A 26,062-nucleotide genomic window follows, 5' to 3' on the forward strand; every position below is an offset into this window, starting at 1 on the left:
TCCGTGTCGTAGAGTTCTCCGGTTTGCTCATAGCTGCCGTCCTGCACATTCGGTGTGCCGTCATAACCTTTGGTCACATCATTTACCGTCAGCGTTAACGAGGCGGGGGTAATGCTGCCATTTACAGTAGGAAGGCCGCCCCCTCCGTTATAACTAGTAGGACCTTTATAGACATAGTTTCCCATATCTTTTCCCACCAGCTGTATAGAATATCGCGCTGTCGGCTTAGACTGTTCAACATGTTTATTAAAAAAGGTTCCCGTTACAGCTAGTGACACATCGTCACCTTCAACAACGCCGGAAAGGGTGCCTGTTGTAGTATAACTTCGTGTACCATCATAAACTTTTGTTGGTTCATTGATTTTTCCCACCGTCACTTCCTTCGGGGTGATGGTGACGATATCGTTCACCCAGTTAATGCCTTTTTCCTGCGTAGAGGTCAGTGTGGCGGCAGTTTTGTACACCCCCGCTGAGGCTGTGCCGTCATATTCCTGACTGGGATGGACAACATCCTTGCGCTTCATAAAGGCGGTTAAAAGCGGCATGGTTGCGCCTTCGTAAATGCGCCAGGCGGCATTTTTGTCCGCGCCATCCGCCGTGAGGTTAAAGCCTGTATAGCTTGCAGCAGCTGTTGCCTGTTCTGCCTCGAGTTTGCCGGTATTAGTGAGCGTACCGTTCCCGCCGCCGCTAATATCACTATGGTTATTCGTTCCCACCTCAACCATATCATTTGCAGCTGCCGCAGTGGTGACTTCTCCGGTGTTATAGGCACCGGTAATCTGCCCGGCAGCCTGTCCGGCAATCCCGCCGGCCAATAGACTGCCCCTATGCATCTCTATCATGTCACCTGCCTTAATACTGCCGGACACTGCGCCGGTATTATAGCTGCTTGTTAAAGTACCATTGCTGCCCTGCATGCCCACGATACCACCGGCATAGAGACCTCCTTTCATCATATTTATCACATCTCCTGACTCTATACTGCCGGAGACCGCGCCGGTGTTATAAATGTTCGTTAAAGCTCCCGCATTGCTGCCGACAAGACCGCCGGCATAAATCCCCGATTGGTCGGAGTCAGAATCCACATACGCTCTCGCATTTAAGCTTGCGGATACCGTTCCCGTTCCATGGTAAGCCTGCGCAATCCCGCCGCTATTGGTTCCGGCCAGACCGCCCACATGCAGGGCAACTGCGTTCCTTCCAACACTCAAACTCTCCCCCGACAGGCTGCCCGTTACCGCACCGGTGGTATAGGCTTTGCTGATTGTGCCTTGATTCTCACCGACCAGACCGCCGACATAGCCCTTTATATCTTTTCCCTCTTCGCGACTGTTAACCCTTCCCCTCTCAGTTGTCTGCACGGTTACGGTATTCGTGCTATATACATTGCGGATTGTGCCTGCGTTCACCCCCGCCAGACTGCCCGCATTAACCGTATAGGCATTTGCTGTCGTACGATCACCGCCAAAGGTCACGCTCACCGAGCCATCCAGCAAACCGACATTTTCCACAACGGCAGCCGCTCCGAGCGAACTGAACAGCCCCACCTTGGAAACCGCCCCATCATACAATACCTGCGTGCTCGTGGCAGCCCCGGAATCGCCGTTCAACTGACGCACATCAATCTGCAAGCCCTTGATGGTATAGCCTAAGCCATCAAATTTACCGGTAAAGCCGTTTTCAGCCGTCATGCCGATGGGCGTGAATTTCTGTATGCCCGACGCATCAATATCTTTTGCCAGCATATAATTGCCGTTCAAATTATTTTGCATATTCTGCAGCTCTGCCGCATTATGCACCAGCATATAGGTCAGCGGTGCCTGCTCCTCGCCTGTGGGCGAGGTAAGCGTCCATTTCGCCCCAGCCAGCCAGTCAGCATCCGGCACAAATTTCGCATTCTCTTCCGTATACTCCGTAGAGTCTACCTCTGTAGATATGTTGCCATCATTTACATCGTAGCCGATATGTGCCGGATTAACCGATTTTACGGTAATGCTCTCACCTTTTTCTGAATCAAGCTGCACGTTTTTCACGTTGGTAAAGGTAACGTTATTGCCCTCGACCGTAATTTCCTTTACGGCGTTCAGCGTTCCCTTGTTGACAATATCCCCGCTAAATTCGGTTGCATTCGCCAAGGCGGCATTTGCTGTAGTAAAATCATTTAAACTATTCTGAATATCCGCCGTAGACAGATGCAGGCTGCCCACATTGACCGTAGCACCGTCCCCAAACAAAATCCCATTGGGGTTTACGAGATAGACATTTGCCTCCCTCCCCGTCAAGGCACCGTAAATCTCCGACATATTATTGCCGGTTACTACATTGAGATAGGTATTGGCACCGGCAAAGTCCACCGTTTCCCCTTTGGCTACCGAAAAATCCTGCCAGGTCAGCAGATTGTCGGTGACGGTACTGGCAATCGTCATGGTGTCTCCCGCAGTCGTAATCGTGGCGGTAGTTGACTGCCCGCCTGTCGGCATGGCACTAGCTGCCGGCATAATGCTGAATGCACCGGCCATCAAGGACGCCAAAATTCCATAACGCGCCCTGCGGGATAATTTTTCATTCCATTTCATCTTCCCTCAATCCTTTCCAAGCCGTTAAGCCATTACAACGAAAAAACTTCCTTTTAACCAAAGGCGGGCACAAGGAGTACCCGCCTTATTTTCATCAGAATATTTTACCCAAGATAAACCACATGCGCTGTTTGCTGTTGGCATCGCGCGAGAGATTGTCGGCAAAGCCTATGCGCCGTGCATAGTCCAAGCGTGCGAACCAGTCATTGGGTTTCGAATAGGTCAGCCCAATGCCCCAGCCTTTCAAAGTCGTACTGCCGGAGACGGATTTTTGCGTTTTGACCGAACCGGCATCAAAGTAAGTGGACAGCGTCAGCCCCGGAACCTGCGTATGGTAACGCAGTTCGAGCGTGCCGAGCAAGCCTTCATCGCCGGATGCTTCGCCCTGCGGATAAGCTCTTACGCCACGGGCACCACCTAAATAGATATGCTCACTGCTGTCCAGATTGCTGGTTGCCTTTTGCCCCGACAATTTCAGCATCACATCGAAGGGGCCGCCCAATTTCTGCACAGCCGTGGCATCCAACGTGCCTTTGGTAAAGCGCCCCTTGGTACCGCCTGCGGTTGCCAGTGTATCGGCTACCGCCGAATCCGGACTAAGCGTCCCCGTATGCAGGGTTACATTGTATTGCAGGGCGTTATTCTGGGTGCGGTTTCTGCCGTTCAGCCCCAAGCTGAAGCTATGGGAATGACGGTCACCGATATTGGTACCATTGAATTCATCATTTAACTTGCGGTAGTTGTACGCATAGATGACATTCAGGCCATTGGCGGCGGTATTTTGCAGGGGTGTTTTCCCATACAGGCTGATGGTATGAGCAAAGCCTTTAACGCCCAACTGACTCCAAATGCTGCCCAGTTCATAGTCCGAGTAGCTGTAGCCAATGCCCACCATCGTAGCACTATGCCCCAGCGGCGTTTCAAAACCGACATTATACCCATGCTGATTGGCGTTGGAGATAAGCCCGCCCACATTGATGCGGCTGCCAGAACCTTCCAGATTGCGCCAGTCGGCCTGTACACCGTAGCGGTAACGTCCTGCGGCGCGGCTGCCGTAGTTTTCGGCATAAACGACATAGGAATCTCGGTCATGATGGTTAATCGTCACCTTGAGATTACTGGTGCCTTGTGTGCTCCCCGGTGCCAGTACCGCATTAACCGCAATGCCCGGAATATCGCGCAGGTTGCGCAGAGCCTTTTCCAGCTTTTTCGTGCGGATAATCTCGCCCTGCTTCAAGCCTGCCAGATACCCTTTGGCCAGCCGTTCCTGCATTACGCCATTGGTTTCCACCGTCACGGTATCAAAACGCCCCGGCTCAATCGCCAGCGTCAGATTTCCCTCTACCGCTGTCTGTTCCGGGATATAGGCAAGCGCCGCCGGATAGCCATGACTGCGGGCGTAGGTCGTAATCTTATCCACTACGGCATTTAACTCAGCGGAGCCGATTTCGTGTCCCGTAAGCTCTGTGGTCAGCGCATTCAGTTCTGCGTCCTTCAGCTTCATATTCTCATGCCTAATGGTGACGCTCTGCAACTGGAAATGCGTGCCTGCTGATGCATCGGTACTTTCCATCTGTGCAGCGGCCACCACCGGCTGGTTATCCGACACCTGCGGACGTTCAATGCTCTCGCCCGGAGCTGGCACAGCAGATGCAGCCCAAACATTTACCGGTGTCGCCCAAAAAGCCGCTGCTGCCGCCACACTCACACCATAGATGATGCTGCTGCGTAATTTGCCTGATTCCTGTCTGTTAAAATTCTTCAATGTGATTTCCCCTTTTTGCCAAGTCAGCCACGCGAAAAAACCTTCCTTTTCCAGACAAATGAGCATAGAAAACTCACCTGCCCGGAAAAGGAAGGCCGATAACTTCACGATTAACTTGTTGATAACCGACTATCAGACAGGCACATTTGCCCCCCCCCGCAAAGACAGTCTCAGGCACACAAAAACCACACCGCATCGCCAAAATCCCCAATACCTGCGTTCCCATGTCCTGTCACTCCCTTTGCGCCAACAAATACCTGCCATAATCTACATACATATTCGCTGCCTTTCGGACAATCTCCTGCCACAAAATCATATTTTCCGTTCATTTATTTTATCGGACAAAAACACGAAAACTTAAATGGTATATATTCTGCTCTATTCTTCTGACGAAAAATCCCGTATAATGATAAACATCATATACGAATGGAGATACCACAATGAAAAAAAACAGCCCCATCTATAACTGCTATGTCGAAATCCTCAAGCGGGAGCTGGTACCCGCCATGGGCTGCACCGAGCCCATCGCCATTGCCTACTGCGCCGCCAAAGCCCGCGCCGTTCTTGGCTGCCTGCCGGATAAAGTCACCATCGCCGCCAGCGGCAACATCATCAAGAATGTCAAAAGCGTCATCGTGCCCAACACCGGCGGCCGCAAGGGCATCGAAGCTGCCGCCGCCATCGGCATTGTCGCCGGCGACGAAACCGCAGGACTCGAAGTTATCGCTAAGGCCTGCGAAGACGATAAGGCAAAACTCGGCGATTACCTCGCGCATACGGAAATAAACGTGGAATTTGCCCAGTCTGACCATGTTCTCGATATCATCGTCAAGGTCAGCAAAGGCGAGGACAGCGCCGAAGTTCAGGTAGTCAACGAACATACCAATATCACCAAAATCACGCGCAACAGCGAAGTCCTGCTCGAAAAGGAAATCGTAACGACCGTAGAGGAAGGCAAACCCGATTACGAATGTATGACCATTGAAGATATCTACGATTTTGCCATGACTTGTGATATCGCCGATGTGCAGGAAATCCTGGACCGGCAGATTGCCTATAACACGGCCATTGCCGACGAAGGACTCAAAAACGATTACGGCGCCAATATCGGCAAAACCCTGCTCAAGGCTTACGGTCAGGACGTCCGCATCCGCGCCCGTGCCAGAGCCGCCGCGGGTTCCGATGCCCGCATGAACGGCTGTGAACTGCCCGTAGTCATCAACTCCGGCAGTGGCAATCAGGGCATGACCGTATCCCTGCCCGTCATCGAATACGCCAAGGAACTCGGTGCCAGCAAAGAACAACTCTATCGCGCCCTGCTTCTCGCCAACCTCGTGACCCTGCATGAAAAAGAAGGCATTGGCCGCCTTTCCGCTTACTGCGGTGCCGTAAGTGCAGGCGCGGGTGCGGGGGCCGGTATTGCCTGGCTGTGCACTGGTGACTATAAGACCGTCATTCACACCATCGTCAACGCGCTGGCCATCACCTCCGGCATCGTCTGTGACGGTGCCAAAGCCTCCTGCGCCGCTAAAATCTCTGCTGCCGTCGATGCCGGCATCTTAGGTTTTGAAATGTACCGCAACGGTCAGCAGTTTTACGGTGGCGACGGTCTGGTGAAAAAAGGCGTAGAAAATACCATTCGCAACATCAGCCGTTTGGGCCGTATCGGCATGAAGGAAACCGACAAAGAAATCATCAGCATGATGATTGACCGATAATTGAGCCAATCCCTTCTGTTCACAAAAAAGCAAATGTCAACCATGCACATTTAGTATGTTGACATTTGCTTTTTTTTCGTCTATTGTAATAGATATCACGAGCAAAGGATATGATGACGTCAACTGCTCCCGCTTGTCGCTTCGCGCCTGAAGCGGGAGCTTGTAACTCGGAGAAGCATAGGTAGTAACGGCATCTAAAGATGCCTTCCTAATTCCGGTTACATTTTAGAAGTGTTTTAGGCTTAACGATACACCACCGGGCAGTTGACAGTGCCCGCTTGGCTACCGAAATTTATTCGGCAGTACTTATTTCGTTAGGTTTGCAAAATTGAGGATTATTGTCCCCAGAAATCCACATGGTTCCAAGAAGCTGGATGTTCATCGCTCCAATGCGGTCATCATTAGAATTGTACCCACATTGACAGCTGTACAGATGCCTATGGTGGTCGCGATTTTCTTTATGGATAGTACCGCATTTCGGGCAGCGCTGAGAAGTATACTTCGCAGATACTTTCAAAACTTCAGAGCGGTTCTCATGGGCTTTATAAGTTAGGAATTGTTCCAACTGATAGAATGCCCAACTACGCAGGTTGTAGTTTTGTTTAGCGTTCTCAGACAGGTTGGATTCTTCGAAACTAACGCCAGTCAAATCTTCGAGTACAAAAAGCGTGTCTTTACCATATTTCTCAACGAGTGTCTTAGAAATCTGATGGTTTACATCAGACATCCAACGGTTCTCTCGCCCAGAAATGGCTTTAAGTCTACGCTTCGCAGATTTAGTACCTTTGGACTGGAGCTGCTTGCGTACTTCTTGGAATTTATGGCGTTTAGTGGCAATCTTTCTACCAGAGACAAACTCGGTTTTACCTTGTTCGTCGTAACTAACCGTAAGAAAACGAAGCCCGCGGTCAATACCGACAACGTGACGGACATTCTCTTTCTGGAAATCCTCGACAGCTTTGGTTACGGGAATATGGAGATACCACAAGCCTTTAAGTTCAACTAGCTTGGCTGTTCCAAGGTCATAGGAGCCGTCAAGGTATTCAGCGAAGTGCTCGCCTTCAAAGGCACATTTGGTTCTCTTGCCGAGCGTATTGATAGATAAAGTTTGCCCGTCATCAACGAAGCTATAATCACGGTTGCGAACCAAATCGGCTTGTGGACGGCTGAAAAACACGGGTTTCCAGAGCCATTCCAAAGTTCTGGCAATACGCTGCCAGTTACCATTTTCATCCTTGTATCTATAAGGATTCTGAAAAAGTTGCTGCTTAACGGTTTTATATCTGGCGATAGCGGTCTTGATGGAAGACTGAGCTAACTGGGATTTCAAGCCAAACAAGCCACGAAGGTCGCTGTACAGCTCTTTATTGAGACTTTGATACGCCATATTGAACTGGTTGTCGAAGATATATTGGGACACAAAGTTACAAGCCTGACGATATTGTTCAGTCATTTGACGGAACAAAATTTCTTGTTTGGACGTAACATGTATGCGAAGTTTTATTGTTTTGGTTAGGTTGGACACTTTTCTCACCTGCCTTTCTAAGACATATATTACTTCATTAAAATTATTATAACATAATTTTTGCTGAAAATCTATTGTTTTGTATTGAAAGGAGGGAGCGGGCATTCCTCCCCGACCTAAGAGGTCAGGGTATCCTGCCCGCATTAAGATGAAAGCCAAACTGACTGCACTTGAAGAAAAGATTATCCACGGCTATCGACTGTCCCGCAAAGATGAAGCTGATGTAAACGAGCTGCTTACTGCTCCTTTGGATGAGTTAATGGCCTGCGCCGGCAGACTGCAAAAGCATTTTTGCGGCAATCACGTCGACCTCTGCACCATCATCAACGGGCGCAGCGGCCGCTGCAGCGAGAACTGCAAATACTGCGCACAGGCAGCCTGCCATCATACCGGCATTGAGGAATACGCTTTCCTGCCCACCGAAGAAATCATCGCCAATGCGCGCGCCAATGAACAGGCCGGTGTAAACCGCTTTGCCATTGTCACCTCCGGCCGGGCGCTGGGCGGAGCAGAATTCGACCAGGCCATAAAAACCTACGAAAAGATGAATACCGAGCTAACCATCGACCTCTGCGCCTCCCACGGCATTCTAAACCGCGAGCAGTTCCGCAGACTGCGTGCCGCCGGCGTCACGAGCTACCATCACAATATCGAAACCTCCCGCCGCTATTTCCCGCAAATCTGCACGACTCATACCTATGACGACCGCATAAAGACCATCCACCTGGCTCAGTCCGAAGGACTCAGCGTATGCTCCGGCGGCATCATCGGCATGGGCGAAACCTGGGAAGACCGCATCGACATGGCCTTCAGCCTGGCTGAACTGAACATCCAATCCATTCCCATCAATGCGCTGATGGCCATAAAAGGCACCGGACTGGAAAACCAGCCTGCTCTGCCCGCAGAAGATATTCTGCGTACCATTGCCATCTTCCGTCTGATTAACCCCGAGGCCAATATCCGTCTGGCAGCGGGACGAAAACTATTGCCGGATAACGGCTCTACAGCCTTCCTGCATGGAGCATCTGCCTCCATCACCGGCAATATGCTCACCACCTCTGGCACCACAATCGCCGAAGATTTGGCCATGCTGGCAAAACTCGGGCTCAGCAATCAGGCTTGACACACCTTTTTCTGTTTCTTGGCCAAATAACGCTTTCGCATAACCAGCTTTCGCTCCATATTAGCAACCATTTGCGCTGCAGCCGCCAAATCCGCTTCATCCGGATGACTGGCGGCTTTTTTCCAGCGTTCTATGGCTGCAGCCCCGCCATGCGGGTCATCAGCGGGAGCATTTTTCCGTTTTTCCAACATAGCTGGGTTAATTTTTCCCTGACAACCAAAAGTTCCCAAAATTTCACAGTTCTTGCCCAAATGATAACCTGCCCGGGCAAATGAGGTAATTGCATGTTCGCTGTTCACCTCTGCTCCATGCGTCTGAAAGAACACCACCCGGGCATTTTCCACCTGTGAAAGATATTGCAAAGTCAACGGGTCAGGCTGGCCCAGCCGCAGCCAATAACCAATAGCCACAATATCATAAGCCGATAAGTCAGTCGGTGCCTCCTGTACCCGAAAGACATCTGCCTGCTCTGCTGCTCCTGCAATAGCCTCGGCTACCATTTGGGTATTACCCGTTACCGAAGAATAAATTACCGCCCATTTGCTCACAATTACCGCCTCCATCAATTTTATCTTCTTCACTTTAACACAGTATCCTAAAAAAAACTGTGCGCATTGTTACATATTGCCCCCTTTTTTCAAAAATGCTACAATAAAAGAATCTCAAAATATATTCGGACAGAAAGGGTTTATACGATGATGGATAAACGTACATGGTGGCAAAGATTATTTTTAGGATTAGGCATTCTTACCGCCAGCACTGCAGCCTTATCCGGAGGCGAGGCTTCTGCTCCTGCCCGCTATGATACTGCAATGGTACAGCTTATCGGCGAGCTGCACGACTATGCCCACAGACACCAGTCGCACTTCCAGCTGATTGCTAACGGTGCGTCATCCCTCTATCTCCCCATTGATGGCAACACGAATGAAAATGCCGCCAAAATGCTGCAAAGCGTAGATGCCCAGTTGGCTGAATCGGTATTTTACGGCTATGATATGCAGGACGGACAGGAAACACCCGCTGAAGAAAATGAATTTTTCCTGCAAACCCTTGACACCGCCCATAATGGTGGCCTGCCTGTATTCGTGCTCGATTATGTAAAAGACGAACAACAAGCCGCTTTGTCTTATGAAAAAAGCTTTGCCAAGGGCTATATCCCCATGGCCACCCCCTATCGCGATCTTGACGGAATCCCCCCCTATGCAATTCCACACGAAAACAGCAACGACATCTCTTCGCTTGCCGATGTACAAAATTATCTGGTACTGCTCAACCCGGGTAAATTTTCCTCCAGTGAAGATTATCTGCGCAGCCTGCAAAACAGCAACTACGACCTGTTGATTATTGACCTCTATATGGAAAACCGTCTGTTAACCAAACAGGAAGTCAACGCCCTGAAACGCAAGCAAAACGGCGGCCAACGATTGGTTTTTGCCTATATGAGTGTCGGTGAGGCAGAAACCTATCGGAAATATTGGCAGGCAGAATGGTCGGAAAAACTACCATCATGGCTCGATAAGCCTAATGAAAACTGGCAGGATAATTACCGCGTCAAATTCTGGCGGTCAGAATGGAAACACCTTCTCTACGGCAGTCCTACTGCTTATTTAGATGAAATCATAAACGCTGGTTTTGATGGTGCCTTTCTCGATGTCATCGACGTATATCAATATTTTCAAAACCAATAAAAATCAGTTCCCCTGCGCAAAAACGCAGGGGAACTTTTCTGTTCTTCAATTGTGGGCCACAACCATACGCTCTGCCATTTTTTTGACAGGCAGCACCTTGAGAAGCAAACAACAAATCAGCATTTCCGGCACAAGATAAGTGGCATTAAACACCAATGAATACCACACAGGCGACACACCTTCAGGTGCGTAACTGCCAAAGAACACCACTCCGGAAATAAAATGACAGCCAAAACGAGCCAAAAAGGCCAGTCCTGTTCCCAGATAAAGATGCTGGCGGCTGATACCAGCAAGGCCCATAGCCATAAACGGCAACGGATAATCAAACAATACCTGTACCGGGTGCAGAATAAAGGGGTCCTGCAACATATTAATCATCCCATAGGCAAAACCAGCCAACACACCGGTGCCCATACCAAAGCGCCAGGCAATCAACAGCAGCGGTACCATAGCCCCGGCTGTAACGCTGCCCCCCTGTGGCATATGAAAAATACGCAACTGTTCCAACACTACCGCCAAAGCCAGCAACAATGCCGAATTGATTAACACAGACGTATCCATCTTTTCACGGCGAATACGCATCAGCCCGAATATCATGACCAATACGCCCATCAACGCGAGAAGAACTTGCGGTTGAGCTAAAATTTCCGACAAACTCCATTCACTCCTCTAACCACTAAAAAGATTTATTCCACATCAGACTCATCTTCCAGCCATGATAGGAATCCGCAGCACTGCCACTAATATTATAGCGTTCGAGCTTTGCCCGGAGTTCTGAAGTATCATTCAGACGGTAATCATAGCCTAAAATAATCGCTTTCATCACGCGGCCGGAATCATATTTCCCCGTACGCCAGTTATAGCTTTGCCCATGCGTTTCACCATAATTCAAGAGTACATAACCGCTTTGCTTTTTATCAAACTGATGTGTCCACCCCAAGCCGCCATAATAGCGATGTGTACCACCAGTATCCGCCGCTTGATAGTTTCCCATAACATAATACTGCAAAGAGTTCTTTCTGTCTATATCCTGACTGCCGAACACCTGCAAAGTCCAATCTTCACCATCATAGTTCCGCCCACTGCCATAGGGCATGTTTAGGCTATACACATGTCCGGCATCATCGGTAAACGATGTTAACGTACTTTTATAATCGGCATGTGTTGCATTTACATGCGTAAACTTGACCGAAAGCTGATTGTCCTCCCCTATATGACGGTACTCCAACTCCTGTTGAAATTTATTGCCGGGGTCAATTTCTTCCTGAGTTTCTATATCGGTTATCGTCTTAGTGGATAAAAGATATGCAGCAGCCACTGGCGAAGCTATCTTTCCATTTTTCGCATCTTCTATTTCTTTTATTGTTGTACTTAGTTCATCAAACAGGCCATAACTTATAGCCTTAATAATATTATCTTTTTCTGCCATTAAATAATTTACTAAATTAGCTATTTTTCCTTTTTTCTCATCAACGCCCCAATTTTTTGATAGCTCTTTCCATTCTTGATAATTATCCAAAACAGAAGACATGTATTCGTCTGTTATATTATGTGCAAGCAATGTTTTTATTTGCTGTACATTTGAAGGAGAAAAAAATATTTGTAGCAATTCAATAGGCACATCGTCATTTTCCAACGAATATACAAATTTAGCAAAAACAACATATTCTAGCCAATCTTCAAACTGCGAAATCATCGAAACTTTATTCTTAAAATCCAGCACCCACGCTATATATTCATCATCCCCCCTTACATTTGGCTCCTTTTCCAATTGATAAATCCTTTCAACAAGATCATAAATATTTAACTCGGAAGCACTTTTCACATTCTCTGCTTTTCCATCTTCAGTTCCATTTCTATACAACAACGCTGTATATATAGCATAATTATTGATTATTTCCCCACTTATTGCTCCATACTTACATAAAGTATTTAACATATCTGCATAATTATTTTTGCCATCAGAAAGCAATTCATCACAAACAGATAAAATTTGATCCTGTGTTGCTTCTTTTAGCGCACCATTAGCAAAATATGTATTTTCAATATATCGCAGCATATCATTGTAATTGGCTAATGAATACGCACTGTTACTCGCTGTTATTTCTTTAAGCAATGATTTATAACTAGTCCAATATTTATATACCTGTTCCGTTTTTACCTGTTCTTTAATCTTAAAGTCATTTACGTTTAGTATATTATATAATTTTATTTCTGTTTCATTTATTCCTCCCAGTTCAGCTATTTTCCCCGCCAAATCATAAACGCTTAAACCAGCAACTTTTTTTACATTTTCCTCCTTATCCCCCTCATCACTATTATCATATAATAATTTTGTATATTTATAATACGCATTAAGCACCCCTTCATCTGTAATTCCATTCTCAGACAGAACCGTCTGCATGTTATCACGATCTAACAAAGAACTATTATCTTCTGACGATGTAATCTGCTGTAATAAATCTCTATAATTACTCCAATATTGATATTGTTCTTTTATTGTTTCATCATTAACATCAATTATCTTTTCTGCAGCTATCCTTTTTAATCCTACACTTATATTACTTATCTGCAACATTTCTGATTGTAAAGCATTTTTTTCCGACTCCGCATAACTTCTCCGATACTTATAATTCCCTCTGAACGTATATCCTAAGCGTCCCGTTAGGCTGTCACGTTCCGTAAATCTGTGCGTCACTTCAATTCCCGGCGTGAACTGCCAGCCTTCACTAAAGGAATTGAACCTTGCCAGATTATCGGCTATCATGGCATTTTGATGGGCATTTTCCTTGCCGGTAGGCACGTTGATATTCAGGGAATAATGCACATCATTGATTTTATGGTTATTTTTATAGGTTATGCCCAATGTTGTATCTGTCCAACCACTGACATGACCATCCGTCAATCCTGTATCCGAATTCAGCCAGCCCGTAGAAAGCGAAAAATCCCATTTTTTCTCTGTGGCATAAAATTCTATTGGCTGATACAGCTGATGCCCATGAGGCTGACCTGCCCCGTGCCAGTTGTAGTATTCAAAGCCGGTACTAAAGCCCTTACCCTCGCCGAAATGTTCTAAATCATAGTCTGCTTTTGTTTTCCAGTCTCGTGTTGTCGTGAGATTTGCCTCTGCCGTTTCCACGCCACGAACAGCCTCTTCATTCCACTTTTCCGCCTCAGCAACGTATTGTTCGCTGTCTTTTAAGTCGCGCTCACCATCCGCTTGCTGTTCCTGCAAATCCTTAACCAGTTCCCGGGCATCACGCTCCGCATCCTCGGCCGCTTCACGGGCATCTTGCAAGGCATCGAGCTGGCTATTTAATTCATCAAGCAGTGACTCTGCACTATCCACAGCCGAATCCAGTTCGGCTAACTGATTGTCATACGCCTGCCATTGAGCTTCCTCGGCCGATTGTTCAGGGACAGTCGCCTGTGTGCGGTTGACCATCGCTATGACATCTTGCAGGCGGTTCTGGGCATAGCCCACACTTTCCCATGCTTTCCGGATGCGTTCTTCTAAATCACCCCGTTCATCGCGCAAATAACCTAACTCTTGTCCGAGCTGTTCATAACTTGCCTGCAGGCTTTGTCGACGTGCCTGTGCGGCCTGCACTGCAGTTTCCTGTGCCCATACCTGCGGTGCAAAATCGGCCACAGCCTGCTGTGCGGCAATGGCTTCCTTGGTTCGCTGGGCACTTTCCACCTGTGCATTGGCTAATTCCTGAGCAACACGCTGCAGATTCAGCTGGGCATTTTCCAAATTCTTCTGTGCTTCTGCCAACCCCTTTTCTGCATTAAGCCTGTCCTGACGAGCCATTTCCAAATCCTGTTCAGCTTGGTTCAGTGCCGCTGCCGCTTCCTGCGCATTGCGCTGGGCTTCATGAAAATCCCGGATACGATTGCGCTCATTGCGCAAAATATCCAGCGCCGCAGGTATTTCATTCATGGCGTTGCTTATCCCAGCAGCTTCACCAGCCACCGGTGGCAGCAGAGCCAGTGCACTGATTGACGCTACCTGCGCCGATTGTCTTAAGGCCGCATCTTCCCGCATTTTCCGTTTACGGCTGCGGGTCATGCGCATATTTTGCAGGACAAATCGTTTCAACCGGGGCGCAGCTCCATCCTGAGCCGCTGCCAACCGTTTACGGCGCTTGCGACTCATTCGGAAAGCTACTGGCGCCCAACGTTTACGGCCTTCTTCTTCAAAACGTTTCGCTTCTTCCAAACGATGCCGTCCCTTACGGCTCATTCTCATTTTTTTCATCTCCCGCTGTTTCCAAATTCACATATTTATCCCCGTAAAGCCACAAGGTGAATTTCGTCAAATAACCATTGTTCGGCCGATAAAACACCGGCTGCGAACAAAAGACCAGATAATTTATCCGCTGGGCAAAGTGATTCAACCGGATAAACGCCCAGATAAAGGACAAGGCCGCCGCCAGGAAAAAGGTAAACCCATAACTATAAGGGCCACCCCAAACAAGGCCCCACAAACCAAAGACCAAATTAGACAGGAAAAATACTGCCGACAGACTGAGTACACTTTTCTGATAGTCAAAGTAGACCAACAGAATATACACCAACTGCAACAGCCCTGTAAAAAAGGCACCAAACAGCAATACATTGTACATATTCACCTGATTATAGTCAATTCCCGACCAGCTCAGCAGGTAATTGCCCACCGCCAGCGCCACCAAGGTAAACACCAGCTGAAACTCAATAATATGCCGCAGTTCAAACCACAGCGTATGCAATAAATCCTTGCGGGCATCATCAATTTCCCGGAAGTTTCCCTTTTGGGTAATAAAGGAAAAATAACGGGCATAACGTTCATAGAAATTCGTTTCCACGGTCACCACAAACATGGTCATTAATGGCAAAATGGACAAAAACGCATAAAACGTCACCACATCATAGATTGGCGAATACAGATACGTTCCCCCAACCAATACGCCCCATTCTCCCTGCCAAATGAGCAGATTGGGCAAAAATAATCCCAACATGTAAAAGGTTGCGGTCAAAAACAACCGCCAATGACGTTCAAAATACGGCAGGAACGCAAAGTTTTGTCCCATTTTGGGCATACCAAAATAATCGGTAATATGCAGTAAAAAGAGCAAATTAATAAGCCCCATACCCATATCCATAGCCAACAGGCCGGACTGTTCCGGATGCAAATTGGTAAATGTCAAAAAGCACCATACAAGAAAGATACTCAGCAAAACACCAATAAAATAACTGATCAACAATCGCGAATAACGCTTTACCGCAGAAAGATACACGCTTTCCGTCCAAGCCAGCAATAACTCGGCAAAAAAGAGATACCCCAACCACTTCGTCAGTAACGGTAATGGCTTATCCCAAAAGAAAGCCCCCGCTGCCATCGCCCCTAAGGTCGTAAGGATTGCCCCCATACCAAACAAGGAAGCGGTAGCATCAGAGAAACGTCCTAAAGACAGGGAATCGGCCAAATAACGGGTCAATACCATAACAAAACCTGCAGATAAAATCTGGGAAAATACAAAGGCATAAACCACTGAAGCCACAAAAATCTGCGATGACTCCCCCTCTACACCATAATAGGCAAAGAGACTTTGCACAGCCAGCACCATGCTGGTCATCAACGCAAAGGGGCCAGCGGTGATAATGGCCGAATAGGAATATGCTTTTATATGTCCTGCTGCTGTACGGGCCGTGAATAACTTCTTTAACTCAAAACCTACACCTGCCACACTTTCTGCCTCCTAAATATAGCGTTCATAAATTTCCCGATAACGCTCCAAAAACTGCTCGTATGTATAATTACGCTTAGTGCGTTCATAACCGATATTACCCATCTTACGCCGCAGTTCAAAGTCCTTCCCCAAACGCGCCATTTCCCGCGCCATCGCCTCAAAATCCATAGGAGCCACCACTGCTCCTGCTTCACCTAAATCATCACTGCTGTCCCCATAGATGAGTTCCCAACAGCAGCCCACATTAGTCGTCACAAAGGGGCGATGCGCAGCAAATCCTTCCAATACAGCAAGTGGCTGCCCCTCACTGATGCTGGAAAGCATCATAAGGTCCATCTTTGGCAGGTATTCTGCCACATTAACCGAGCCGGTAAACTCCACATCCGTAAGCTTTAGCATCGCTACCGTCTGCTTACACAGGGCAAAGTATTCCTTATCCTCATCACACCCGCCCATAACATACAAGCGCGCATCCGGGATTTCTGCCTTCAACAGGAAAAACGCCCGCAAAAGCGTCACAATGTCCTTGATGGGCACCACCCGCACTACAGCCCCGATAGTAAAAGGGCCTTCATGTTCTGTGAGTTCACCAATATGAGCAAATCGCTCCATATGTACCCCATTAGGCACTATGCCGATTTTTTCCGGTGCACAGCCCAAGGACTGTTCAATTTCCCCATTATGCTCAAACAATGTATAGACCCGGTCAGCAGTATTATAGGATAATTTGGCCAAATTATAAAAATACTGAATCCAAACGGATTTAAAATCTCCTTTGGCCCAGTCACTCTTGATAATCTCGACCTCCCGCTCGCGGGAATAAATACCATGCTCCGTGATGATAAATGGCTTATGATAGATTTCTGCAGCCATAGCGCCAATCACGCCGCAATACCCGGTCGCCACACTGTGATACAAATCCGCCTCTGGCAAGTCCTGTTGCAAAAGGTATAACAGCGGCAGCAGTATGGAACGTATCGTCCAAAAAAAATCCGTAAAGGGCAAGTAACTGTATTTTTCCACATAGACCCGCTGAATCACGTCAAAGAAGTCACTGGACATAAAAATATCCAAGGAACTGGCAAAACGGCGGCGGTCACGAAAAATTGAAGTCAACTTCTTGATATCCAACGGTTTTCCGCCAATAACCAGTTCATAGATAGCTTCCCTCTCTTCTGCCGTCAAAATATTTTCCTGCATATTACTGGAATACTGATTCAATATCTCGTCGAGAAATTCTTCCTGTACGCCCTTCACATTTGGCGGGAATTTATACTTAAAGGCCCCTCTATCCTTGGCTTCAGCACCAATGGAATAGATAACGAACTCATGCTGCGGCAATCCCTGTATAAGCATTTGACACCAGGAAGACACCCCGCCGACCACGTACGGGTAAGAACCTTCTGCTAACAAACATATTCTCAATTTTCCGGCTCCTTCCACTTGATTACGGTAGTGCTTTTCTCCGTCTCAATCAGATAAGCATCATCATCGACCTTTTTATAGCTGCCGCCGCTGATTTCAGCAATATCCCGGCATTGCCGCAGGATAAAATGCAAGGGCTGACGGTTGTTCGCTGTGGTAATGGTCATCTTCTCCGGTTCACGTTCCACACGATAATCCATATCCAGATAGTCGGCAAAATAATTCATCAATTCCACATTGGTCACAGCCCGCAGGAAAGGGAAACGACTATTGATTTCTCCCATGAAATCCCGCAGCCCCTTTTCCATATCCCCCCAGCTATAAGCCATACTTTCCTCGTAAAACAATTCATCCGGATGAACAAAATGCGAAAAATTACCGATGTAATTCAACATGCTAATCTGTTCATACATATTCTGCCGTTTGGGATGATAACCTGCAGAAGTCCGAGGCAGCTCATATATCCCGTCATCCGCGCGCTCATAATTCTGGATATAGCTCTTGTCCGCCGCGGCACCATCGTAGAGTGAGGAAATAATCTTCAGTTCAGGGAACACCTCCAACAGGGCTTTCCTCCCCTCAGGACTTAGAATATCCGAAGGCGGCACATAGGAGCGCATCGTATAATCCGGATAGGCATCTTCAATATAACGCCGCAATTCTTGCAAGGATTCTACCATATCCTGCTTGGATTCCCAGGGAACATACTCCAATTCTTCCTCATTATAGCCAGCAGGAGCCAGCGGCTGATGGTTATAACCATGCAAGCCTAGTTCGCCCCCCATATTGAGCAACTCGCGGCCATAAACGATAAAGTTGTCCCGCGCACGCCGCCCAGACGTAGCGGGAAATGGCGCTTTAACTACGTCACCATAGCTTTCAATAATCAGCCCCGTATACTTCAGGTCAAATTCCTTAGCTATCTGCTGCATATACGGCCACCAGCGATAACGATAGAAATCCTCTGTACTCATATGCAGTTCTTCATAAATGCGCGGATGTGTCCCCTCCGGTACCGGCGATGGAAAATCATCAATATAAAATACCTTCGTACCTAAAATGGGGTAGATCGTTTCCGTACCGCAATGAGCCAGGACAGCAGTAAGTAAGCCAATATTGGTCTTATCGTCCCGCACTATACCATTATACACCAAAAAGCGGCCCCGTCCATCCGGATGTTCCCAAAGAAGCGGCGTATTATCCATTCCGGTAATATGCACCAACGCATCATCGGTCAACTGTATCTTGCTGCAGTTGGTGTTGTAGACCGAATCATTACCAAAATGAAACCCGCGCCCGCCAAAGAGGAAATCCGTCTGCAAATTTATCCCCTTAACATCATCACTGCCGCCTAAATGCGCTATCCCCGCCGCCTGCAAGAAATCACCTGCCGGCGGATTTTCCGCCTCCGGGGCAATCAATAACGCTGCCGTACCACCATTTTGTACATAAGACCGCACCTTATCCAAAGCAGCGACCTGACTTAATTTTCCTGTTACCACCAGAACACCACGGTAACTACTGTCCATTTCCACATCCGCATCATTAATCCTGACCGATTGGGAAAATTTTTTCTGTTGGGCAATCAATCTGGACAAACGGTATTCGGCAAAAACACTGGATACATCCCTTGGGTCATAGAGGATTAAAAATTTATCCCGCTGTGCATCCCATTCACTATTTTTCTCGGAAACACTGGGCACGCCAATTAAATTTTTAACGCTATCCAGCTTCAAAAAGCCATCCATACGGGTGAACTGGAAAAAACAGCCTAACAGAATGACAAAGACAATCAACCCCACAATTCCGCGTTTATCCATGCATTGCCGCCTCCCTGTTGCTATCCTTGTCCCAATAACGGATAGCCGTCAGTGCCTCCTGGGATAACTCAATTGGACAGGCTTTCAGTTCCCGGATTTTCTGCTGCATTTTTTTCGGCTTACGCCAACTTTGATAGAGCTTGATATACATCATATAGCTTTCCTCATGTTTTGGAAAACGCTCCTTTAATTCCGCACAGACCAGTTCCGCCTCGGTATAGTTTTCCACAGCCAACAGCTGGCCAATCTCCTCCGTATAATATTCCACGTTATCCGGACACATTTTTTTTAGATAATCCAGCAGGCCGATATAATCGCCCTGTTTTTTCTGATAGGTCACATGGTCGATAAATTTTTTTTGCGCCAGATAATTTTTGAGCATTTGCGTATAGTCTTCCAGCAAGGGAATACTTTCCCGGCTTTCTCCACTGGCGATTACCGTTTCTTTCGCAAACAGCTCATTTTCCAGTTTTTCCATACGAGCAGTGAGCATGGCTACGGCATAATAGGCAATTTCCCTATCCCGGTCATGCATGGCCATTTGCAGAATACGCTCATTGTCCACCACCGCCTGCTTGATGGCGTTCGTGAAAAAGCTCCTCTTCTTCTGAATATCCTCCACTAAGAAGGCATCATTCAGAGGAATAATATCCTCATCCAGCTGTACCCCCTGAAAAAAAGCCTCCGCTTCCTTTTCCACCTCCGGCTGATGTCCATCACCTAAATTCAAGCAATAGCAGCTAAAACGATAGCCCAACATCAGCAGTATACCAAAAAAAGGCAGCATGAAAACGATAATGGTCTCCGTTACCACATGCAGGCGAGGCTTACGCCGCAGATTCCCCAGAAAATAACACAGGGTTAACACGGCATGCAGGAAAAAAAGTGCATAGAAGTCCATCAAACCACCGCCTCACAAACCGCCGTTTTCACACCAGCATGGAGCAGCCGCTGCTGCACCATGGCGGTAACCTCCTGACTTGCATCTGGCAGCAAGATGTAAACACCACTATTGCCTACCCCAACAAAATCCTCATTGCGGATAACATGGCTAAGCCGGCTATCCAGCCCCGCATAATCGAATTCAGACATATCCACCTTGAGCACCGCCACGGGCAGTTCCCCTTGCAATTGACGTCTGTTTTCCAGTTCCATGATGATTTTCTGGAATTCTTCCGCCTGCAAAATACGCGTACCTGCTATAAAACGCTTTTCCTGTACCTCCTGTTCATAACGGTAAGCTCTGCCCATAGAGGCCGAAATCAACCGGGTTGTAATGGACAGGAGATTTTGCTGATACAGGCTCCACTGTTCAAAATGCAGGCCGAAAATCGTAATTACCGCAATGACCTTATCCTGATAAACAATCGGGGCCGCAAGGTCCGGTGTATCCTTTACCAATTCCCGGTTAACAAATATTGTATGCTTCTGCAAGATATCCTGCAAATAGGTGTGATCCGCCACTCGCAGGGAACGCGGCTGTTTTCTCATCAAAAGTCCCATACGAACCTTTTGGCGCAGGTAATAACCATCCGGCCCCACTACATAGATTGCAATATTATCCACCGCGAGGATTTGCGCAGTGACAGCAGCTGCCTGGGTAAAAATATTTTCCGGTTCCACACTGTCCAAACGCGTGATGATGCGATAAAGCCGTCCGATGCTGTCATCGGAATTGACAATCTGCCGATAAAGCTTATCCTTTACGGCTAGGTTTTCCTCATAAAGGCCACGCAAAAAAAACTGGCGTTCACGTGCCTGCTCCCTCTGCCACGCCATTGATTCCCGTTCAAAACGCCGGGCATCTGCAAAATATCCGGTTAAAGCCGCTGTAAACAGATACGCCGTAACATGCAAAATATTTTCTGGCACATACGTGAAAGAAATCAGCTCTCCGCCGCGTGCCAAATAGGCAACAATAAAAATAACTACAGATATCGTCATGGCAATAAAGGCCTGACGCTTGCCATAGAGTATTCCCATTGTACCAATATAGATAAAATTGACATCCAACTGTGTCTGTGGATTTATCGTTTTTCCATTCTGCCAATAGACAATAGCCGCCATTAATATTGCCCCGATGACATTTTCTCCATAGGGAATGACCGCCTTGTACCATTTTTGCCAACGAATGTTCCGGACACGCTTTTGCGCCTCCAAACGATTCGCTTCCACCTTGGCCTGAATGTAATCCCAAGTTTGTGCCAATGCCTCCTTGCGGTCATATTTTAACTGCCAGCCCAATTCCTTCTGCGCTGTTTTGCTCTCCAATACGGGCTGAACATAAGGAAATTCCTTAAAATCGTTACCCTCATCATATATTCCCGGAAGTTCCGTAACTGCTTTTATCCAATCGGCAAAGTCACCTGCGTTCAGCCCCTTACCAGTACCTAAATTCAATACTCTTCCCTGACAGCCACGCGCCACTGCCCGGTATATGCCATAAACCGCATCTGCTGAATACAAAAAATCGCGCGGTGTCGTTTCATCATCCATACGCGGTAAAATTTCTTTTTTCAAGCTGGCATAAAGTGTCCTTGCCACCAAACCGTCCTCAGGGCCGCTGTCCGGCCCAAAAACTTCAGGCAGGCGAATGATGGTCACCGGAATAACAGCCCATTCTGACCATGCTCTGACTGCAGTTTCTGCCACCATGGCCATCCCATCGGCAGCCCGCTCGGCCGTATCCTGTTTCACCGCTGCCGCTGTCGAGATAAAATATACAGACTCCGCCTCATACTCATAGGCCAGTGCCAAAATATCCGCCAGCTGCTGCAAGCCATCTATCCGCTCCTTTGCTATCCGCTCGGCTGGCCAAACATAAATAATCACTGGAATATTATAGATTCGCAGTGTTTCCCGGGTCTGTTCTAAATTATCCGTTGCCTGAAAAAAGTCCCAATTCTCCTTTATAAACAGCCGTTTCAGCTGATTATCCCAAAAGGGCCTTGCCCCGGTCAGCATAACTTTGTGTTTCAGCTGATTTTCCTGCTTTTCAGCCATACCTTATCTCCTTTGCCTATGTCCGCCCGCGGCACAGGTCAATCACGACATATTCCAATACTTCTTCCCCAGCTTGTCCGGTTTTCAAAAAATAATCTGCATCTATGAGTTTAAGCATATTGCGTTTCAATACTGCCTCAGGAAACTGCATGGCAGCCCGTCCCAATTTCTCAGCAATAAAAGGATTTAGTTCCAAAGGTTTGGCCAATGCCTTGCCCCTTATCCCCTGTTTTTGCAAAACTTGTGCCTGCCAAAGCTGCCGCACATGACGGGTCAGCAGTGCCAATATGACCGTAAAATAAGTGCCGTCATTCAATTGCCGCCTTAAGAGCTGCAAGGCTCGCTTCGCCTTCCGCTCGCTGATAGCATCCAGCATAGCAAACACCGATACTTCCGGCAAGCCTGCAAATACCTTGCTCAGCAATTCTTTTGTGATTTGCCGCTCTTGGGTGAACAAGGCCAGTTTGTCAAATTCCTTGTCCAAAAATTCCAATGAAATGGTCTGCATGGTGCTGACCACACCGCTGAAATACGCCATTGCCTCCCTGCTCATATCCTTGTTCAGTGATTGCAGTTTGCCCTGCAGCCAGTCATTGATATTCCAAGCCCGAACAGCCTCTGCTTCAAGCACTGCCCCGCATTTTTCAATAACCTTATACAGCTTGCGCCGCTTATCCGCTTTGCCGTTCAGCACAAAAATAACGTAACTGAAATCCGGCATATCGGAAAGCGTTGCCAACAATCGTTCCATCTTCTTATCCTTGCCGGACTTTTTACTTTCCCCTTCCTCTTTATTCTCTTTAAACAAAGAGGTATCCTGCAGGAGCAGCACGTTCTTGCTGGCAAAAAACGGCGCTGTCTCAATAAGACCAACCAAATCATCTGTATCCAGCGTACCTGTCAGCTTCTGTAAAGCCCCCGCCTGCTCCTGCGGACTGACGAACAACTGCGAAAAAATCTTTTCCCGTGCCTTCTCTATATAATAACGTTCCTCACCAGCCAGTAAATAAACATGCTTTAACTGATTATTTTGCAAACTGGCCATAAACTCGCCAAATTTCACCGTCTATACCTCTGATTATGAAGATTATTTATACATTATAACGCGATTTTAGAAAATAAATCAATGAACACTTAATAAAGCTAAAGCTCGTAAGAGCTGGTATTTTTTCGCAGCGTTTGAGCAGCCTGTCTCTGCTAGGAAAAAATATTGTCAGCTCCCACGAGCATTTTGCACTTTATACTTTACTTAAAATAAATTCTGCCTGTCCTTGCACCTGATAAGTTCCCAGTCCCGCAGGAACAAATACGGTCTTTCCCTTATTTAAGGTAAGATTTTCCCCGTTACCTGTTAATTTCAAGGCCCCTTCCAGCACAGTCAGGCAATGGAAGGAATCTTCGCCAGTATGCATAGCACTATCCCCATGCAGGCAGCCATGATATACCTTAAAGTACTTACATTTGGCCAACAGTTTAATATCTAAATTGGGAAATACATCTATGTCAACCATTTTTTCAGCCGTAGCTTTGGGTACTTCCAGTTTTGTCACGGCCAATGCTTTATCGATATGCAGCTGACGCGGCTTGCCATCTTTGCCAACACGTCCATAATCATATACCCGATAAGTCAGATTGGAACTTTGCTGTACCTCATAAATCAGTATGCCGCTGCCAATGGCATGCAATGTCCCCGCCTTGATGAAGAACACATCGCCCTTATGCACAGGCACTTGGTTACAAACCTCCAATAAGGTATTGTTTTCAATGCGCTGCTGAAATTCCTCTTTGCTGATTTCCTGCTGAAAACCATAGATAAGGCTGGCATCGGGTTCTGCGTCTACTACATACCACATTTCCGTCTTGCCCTGCTCGCCTTCTTCCCGCAAGGCATATTCATCATCGGGATGAACCTGCACGGATAAGTTGCCCTTGGCATCAATGAATTTAATCAGCAAGGGAAAATAATCCATTTCCTGTGCCTTAGTGCCCAGCATCACCTTACCTTCACCAGACAAAACCTCTGCCAGCGTCTCACCCTTGTGCTCGCCACTGTCCACTACGCTAAGACCAGCTTCATGGCAGGAAAGTTCCCAGCTTTCTGCCACGATATCCATATCTGTTTCCTTGCCATATTCATTTTTCAACCGATTGCCGCCCCAAAGATAATCTTGCAACGGTGCTTTTAACAGCATAGGTTTCAACATTCATTCATCACTCCATTATATATTTTTCAAATAAATTATAACGCTAATCAGCATTTTTTTCCATAAAAATTGACCAGCCAATCTGACTGGTCAATTCCAAAATTCTTATTCTCTTACACCAGACCATGCGCCAGCATAACATTAGCCACCTTGACAAAGGCAGTGATGTTGGCACCGGCTACCAAATCGTCGGGGTCTGCATATTTTTCGGCATTGGCCTTGGCATTCTTGTAGATGTTGGCCATGATGTCCTGCAGCTTGCCATCAACTTCTTCAAACGTCCACTGGAGTCTTTCGGAGTTCTGGGCCATTTCGAGTGCGGAAACGGATACGCCGCCGGCATTGGCTGCCTTGCCCGGGGCAAAGAGCACCTTGTTCTGCTGGAAGTAAGCGATTGCCTCCAGCGTGGACGGCATATTAGCACCTTCACCAACAGCGATTACGCCGTTAGCCACGAGGGCTTTCGCGCTTTCGAGGTCGATTTCGCCCTGCGTTGCGCACGGCAGAGCCACATCGCATTTGACCGTCCAAACGCCCTTGCAGCCTTCATGGTATTCAGCCTGCGGATGATTTTCCACATATTCTTTGATGCGGCCGCGGCGAACCTGCTTGATTTCCTTGACAGCATCAAGGTCAATGCCATTGGGGTCATAGACATAGCCGTTGGAATCGGAGCAGGTAACGACCTTGGCACCAAACGCCTGTGCCTTTTCAATAGCATAGGTTGCCACGTTACCGGAACCGGAAACCACAACCGTTTTGTCCTTGAGGCTGATATCTTTAGCGTCAAGCATATTCTTGACAAAATAGAGCAGGCCGTAACCGGTAGCCTCAGTACGGGCAAGGCTGCCCCAATAGTCAACGCGCTTGCCCGTCAGGACACCTGCATCATAGCTGTCGCGGATGCGCTTGTACTGACCGTAGAGATAGCCGACTTCACGACCGCCTACGCCGATATCACCAGCCGGAACGTCCACATCCGGGCCAATATGGCGGTAAAGTTCCGTCATAAAGCTCTGGCAGAAATGCATAACTTCATTGTCGGATTTGCCATGCGGGTCAAAGTCCGAACCGCCCTTGGCACCGCCAATCGGCAGGCCAGAGAGAGCATTCTTGAATACCTGTTCGAAAGCCAGGAATTTCAAAATATCGAGATTTACGCTGGGATGGAAACGCAGACCACCTTTGTAGGGGCCAATGGCGCTGCTCATCTGCACGCGGAAACCACGGTTTACATGAACTTCGCCCTTATCATCCTGCCAGGGTACGCGGAAGGTAATCACGCGTTCCGGCTCGATAATGCGTTCCAAAATCTTCTGTTCCTTGAATTCGGGATGTGCTTCCAACACAGGGATAACGCTTTCCAAAACCTTGGATACCGTATTCTTGAACTGCGGCTGGTCTGGGTCGCGTTTTGCAATCAGGTCTAACGTATCTTGTACATACTGTTTCATGTCTGCCAAAGTAATCGCTCCTTTGTCTA

Annotated in this window: 18 protein-coding genes; 3 read left to right on the plus strand and 15 right to left on the minus strand. The window is 47.6% G+C overall.

The window, feature by feature from the left end; translation table 11 throughout:
• From G598_RS0116355 to G598_RS20165, 3 genes are all read right to left on the minus strand, one after another.
• Window positions 1-2,576, minus strand: a 2,576-nt coding sequence (locus G598_RS0116355; RefSeq protein ID WP_026767829.1) for a two-partner secretion domain-containing protein, incomplete at its 3' end; no start/stop codon positions are given.
• Between the two features lie 94 nt (window positions 2,577-2,670).
• Window positions 2,671-4,341 (minus strand): ShlB/FhaC/HecB family hemolysin secretion/activation protein, encoded by a 1,671-nt coding sequence (locus G598_RS0116360; RefSeq protein WP_037364951.1) that lies wholly within the window; start codon window positions 4,339-4,341, stop codon window positions 2,671-2,673.
• A 170-nt stretch (window positions 4,342-4,511) separates the two neighbouring features.
• Window positions 4,512-4,670 carry a hypothetical protein gene (locus G598_RS20165; protein WP_157833388.1) on the minus strand — a complete coding sequence of 53 codons (159 nt, stop codon included), beginning with the start codon at window positions 4,668-4,670 and terminating at the stop codon, window positions 4,512-4,514.
• A gap of 111 nt (window positions 4,671-4,781) precedes the next feature.
• Between G598_RS20165 and G598_RS0116365 the strand changes: the two genes are divergently transcribed.
• Window positions 4,782-6,059 carry an L-cysteine desulfidase family protein gene (locus G598_RS0116365; protein WP_026767831.1) on the plus strand — a complete coding sequence of 426 codons (1,278 nt, stop codon included), beginning with the start codon at window positions 4,782-4,784 and terminating at the stop codon, window positions 6,057-6,059.
• Between the two features lie 292 nt (window positions 6,060-6,351).
• On the opposite strand, the gene G598_RS0116370 is transcribed toward G598_RS0116365, so the two are convergent.
• On the minus strand, window positions 6,352-7,728 hold the full coding sequence (locus G598_RS0116370) for an RNA-guided endonuclease InsQ/TnpB family protein (protein ID WP_336433152.1): 1,377 nt from the start codon (window positions 7,726-7,728) through the stop codon (window positions 6,352-6,354).
• A 4-nt stretch (window positions 7,729-7,732) separates the two neighbouring features.
• Here G598_RS0116370 and bioB point away from each other — a divergent pair, with 4 nt between their 5' ends.
• On the plus strand, window positions 7,733-8,707 hold the full coding sequence (bioB, locus tag G598_RS0116375) for a biotin synthase BioB (RefSeq protein WP_026767833.1): 975 nt from the start codon (window positions 7,733-7,735) through the stop codon (window positions 8,705-8,707).
• Here the strand turns inward: bioB and G598_RS0116380 are convergent.
• Complete coding sequence (locus G598_RS0116380; protein ID WP_026767834.1) at window positions 8,698-9,255, minus strand: flavodoxin family protein; 558 nt, start codon at window positions 9,253-9,255, stop codon at window positions 8,698-8,700. The genes bioB and G598_RS0116380 overlap by 10 nt on opposite strands.
• Window positions 9,256-9,402: 147 nt before the next feature.
• On the opposite strand from G598_RS0116380, the gene G598_RS0116385 reads away from it, so the two are divergent.
• The gene (locus G598_RS0116385) at window positions 9,403-10,395 is read left to right on the plus strand and encodes an endo alpha-1,4 polygalactosaminidase (RefSeq protein ID WP_051180472.1); all 993 of its coding nucleotides are present in this window, start codon (window positions 9,403-9,405) and stop codon (window positions 10,393-10,395) included.
• A gap of 45 nt (window positions 10,396-10,440) precedes the next feature.
• Here G598_RS0116385 and thiT read toward each other — a convergent pair whose 3' ends face one another.
• The 10 genes from thiT to gdhA all read right to left on the minus strand — a co-directional run bounded on the left by thiT (window position 10,441) and on the right by gdhA (window position 26,042).
• The gene (thiT, locus tag G598_RS0116390) at window positions 10,441-11,007 is read right to left on the minus strand and encodes an energy-coupled thiamine transporter ThiT (protein WP_080657076.1); all 567 of its coding nucleotides are present in this window, start codon (window positions 11,005-11,007) and stop codon (window positions 10,441-10,443) included.
• 64 nt (window positions 11,008-11,071) lie between these two features.
• Window positions 11,072-14,656, minus strand: coding sequence for a transporter (locus tag G598_RS0116395; RefSeq protein ID WP_157833389.1), 3,585 nt, complete (start codon window positions 14,654-14,656; stop codon window positions 11,072-11,074).
• The gene (gene pelG / locus G598_RS18345) at window positions 14,631-16,124 is read right to left on the minus strand and encodes an exopolysaccharide Pel transporter PelG (protein WP_051180474.1); all 1,494 of its coding nucleotides are present in this window, start codon (window positions 16,122-16,124) and stop codon (window positions 14,631-14,633) included. Before pelG ends, G598_RS0116395 begins: the two co-directional genes overlap by 26 nt.
• Window positions 16,125-16,136: 12 nt before the next feature.
• Window positions 16,137-17,552 carry a GT4 family glycosyltransferase PelF gene (gene pelF, locus G598_RS0116405; protein ID WP_026767838.1) on the minus strand — a complete coding sequence of 472 codons (1,416 nt, stop codon included), beginning with the start codon at window positions 17,550-17,552 and terminating at the stop codon, window positions 16,137-16,139.
• On the minus strand, window positions 17,549-19,372 hold the full coding sequence (locus tag G598_RS0116410; protein ID WP_026767839.1) for a DUF2194 domain-containing protein: 1,824 nt from the start codon (window positions 19,370-19,372) through the stop codon (window positions 17,549-17,551). Before G598_RS0116410 ends, pelF begins: the two co-directional genes overlap by 4 nt.
• Window positions 19,365-20,276: a hypothetical protein gene (locus tag G598_RS18350; protein WP_157833390.1), complete on the minus strand. Its 912-nt coding sequence runs from the start codon at window positions 20,274-20,276 to the stop codon at window positions 19,365-19,367. The genes G598_RS0116410 and G598_RS18350 overlap by 8 nt, the downstream gene beginning before the upstream one ends.
• The gene (locus tag G598_RS19455) at window positions 20,273-22,375 is read right to left on the minus strand and encodes an NAD-dependent epimerase/dehydratase family protein (RefSeq protein WP_051180478.1); all 2,103 of its coding nucleotides are present in this window, start codon (window positions 22,373-22,375) and stop codon (window positions 20,273-20,275) included. Before G598_RS19455 ends, G598_RS18350 begins: the two co-directional genes overlap by 4 nt.
• 16 nt (window positions 22,376-22,391) lie before the next feature.
• Window positions 22,392-23,438, minus strand: a complete 1,047-nt coding sequence (holA, locus tag G598_RS0116425) for a DNA polymerase III subunit delta (RefSeq protein WP_026767841.1) — start codon at window positions 23,436-23,438, stop codon at window positions 22,392-22,394.
• A 175-nt stretch (window positions 23,439-23,613) separates the two neighbouring features.
• On the minus strand, window positions 23,614-24,579 hold the full coding sequence (locus G598_RS0116430; protein WP_026767842.1) for a type I phosphomannose isomerase catalytic subunit: 966 nt from the start codon (window positions 24,577-24,579) through the stop codon (window positions 23,614-23,616).
• A gap of 113 nt (window positions 24,580-24,692) precedes the next feature.
• A complete protein-coding gene (gene gdhA, locus G598_RS0116435; protein WP_026767843.1) occupies window positions 24,693-26,042 on the minus strand; it encodes an NADP-specific glutamate dehydrogenase in 1,350 nt (449 codons plus the stop codon).
• Between the last annotated feature and the right edge of the window lie 20 nt (window positions 26,043-26,062).

The organism is Selenomonas ruminantium subsp. ruminantium ATCC 12561, assembly GCF_000424065.1.
Classification (GTDB): domain Bacteria; phylum Bacillota; class Negativicutes; order Selenomonadales; family Selenomonadaceae; genus Selenomonas_A; species Selenomonas_A ruminantium.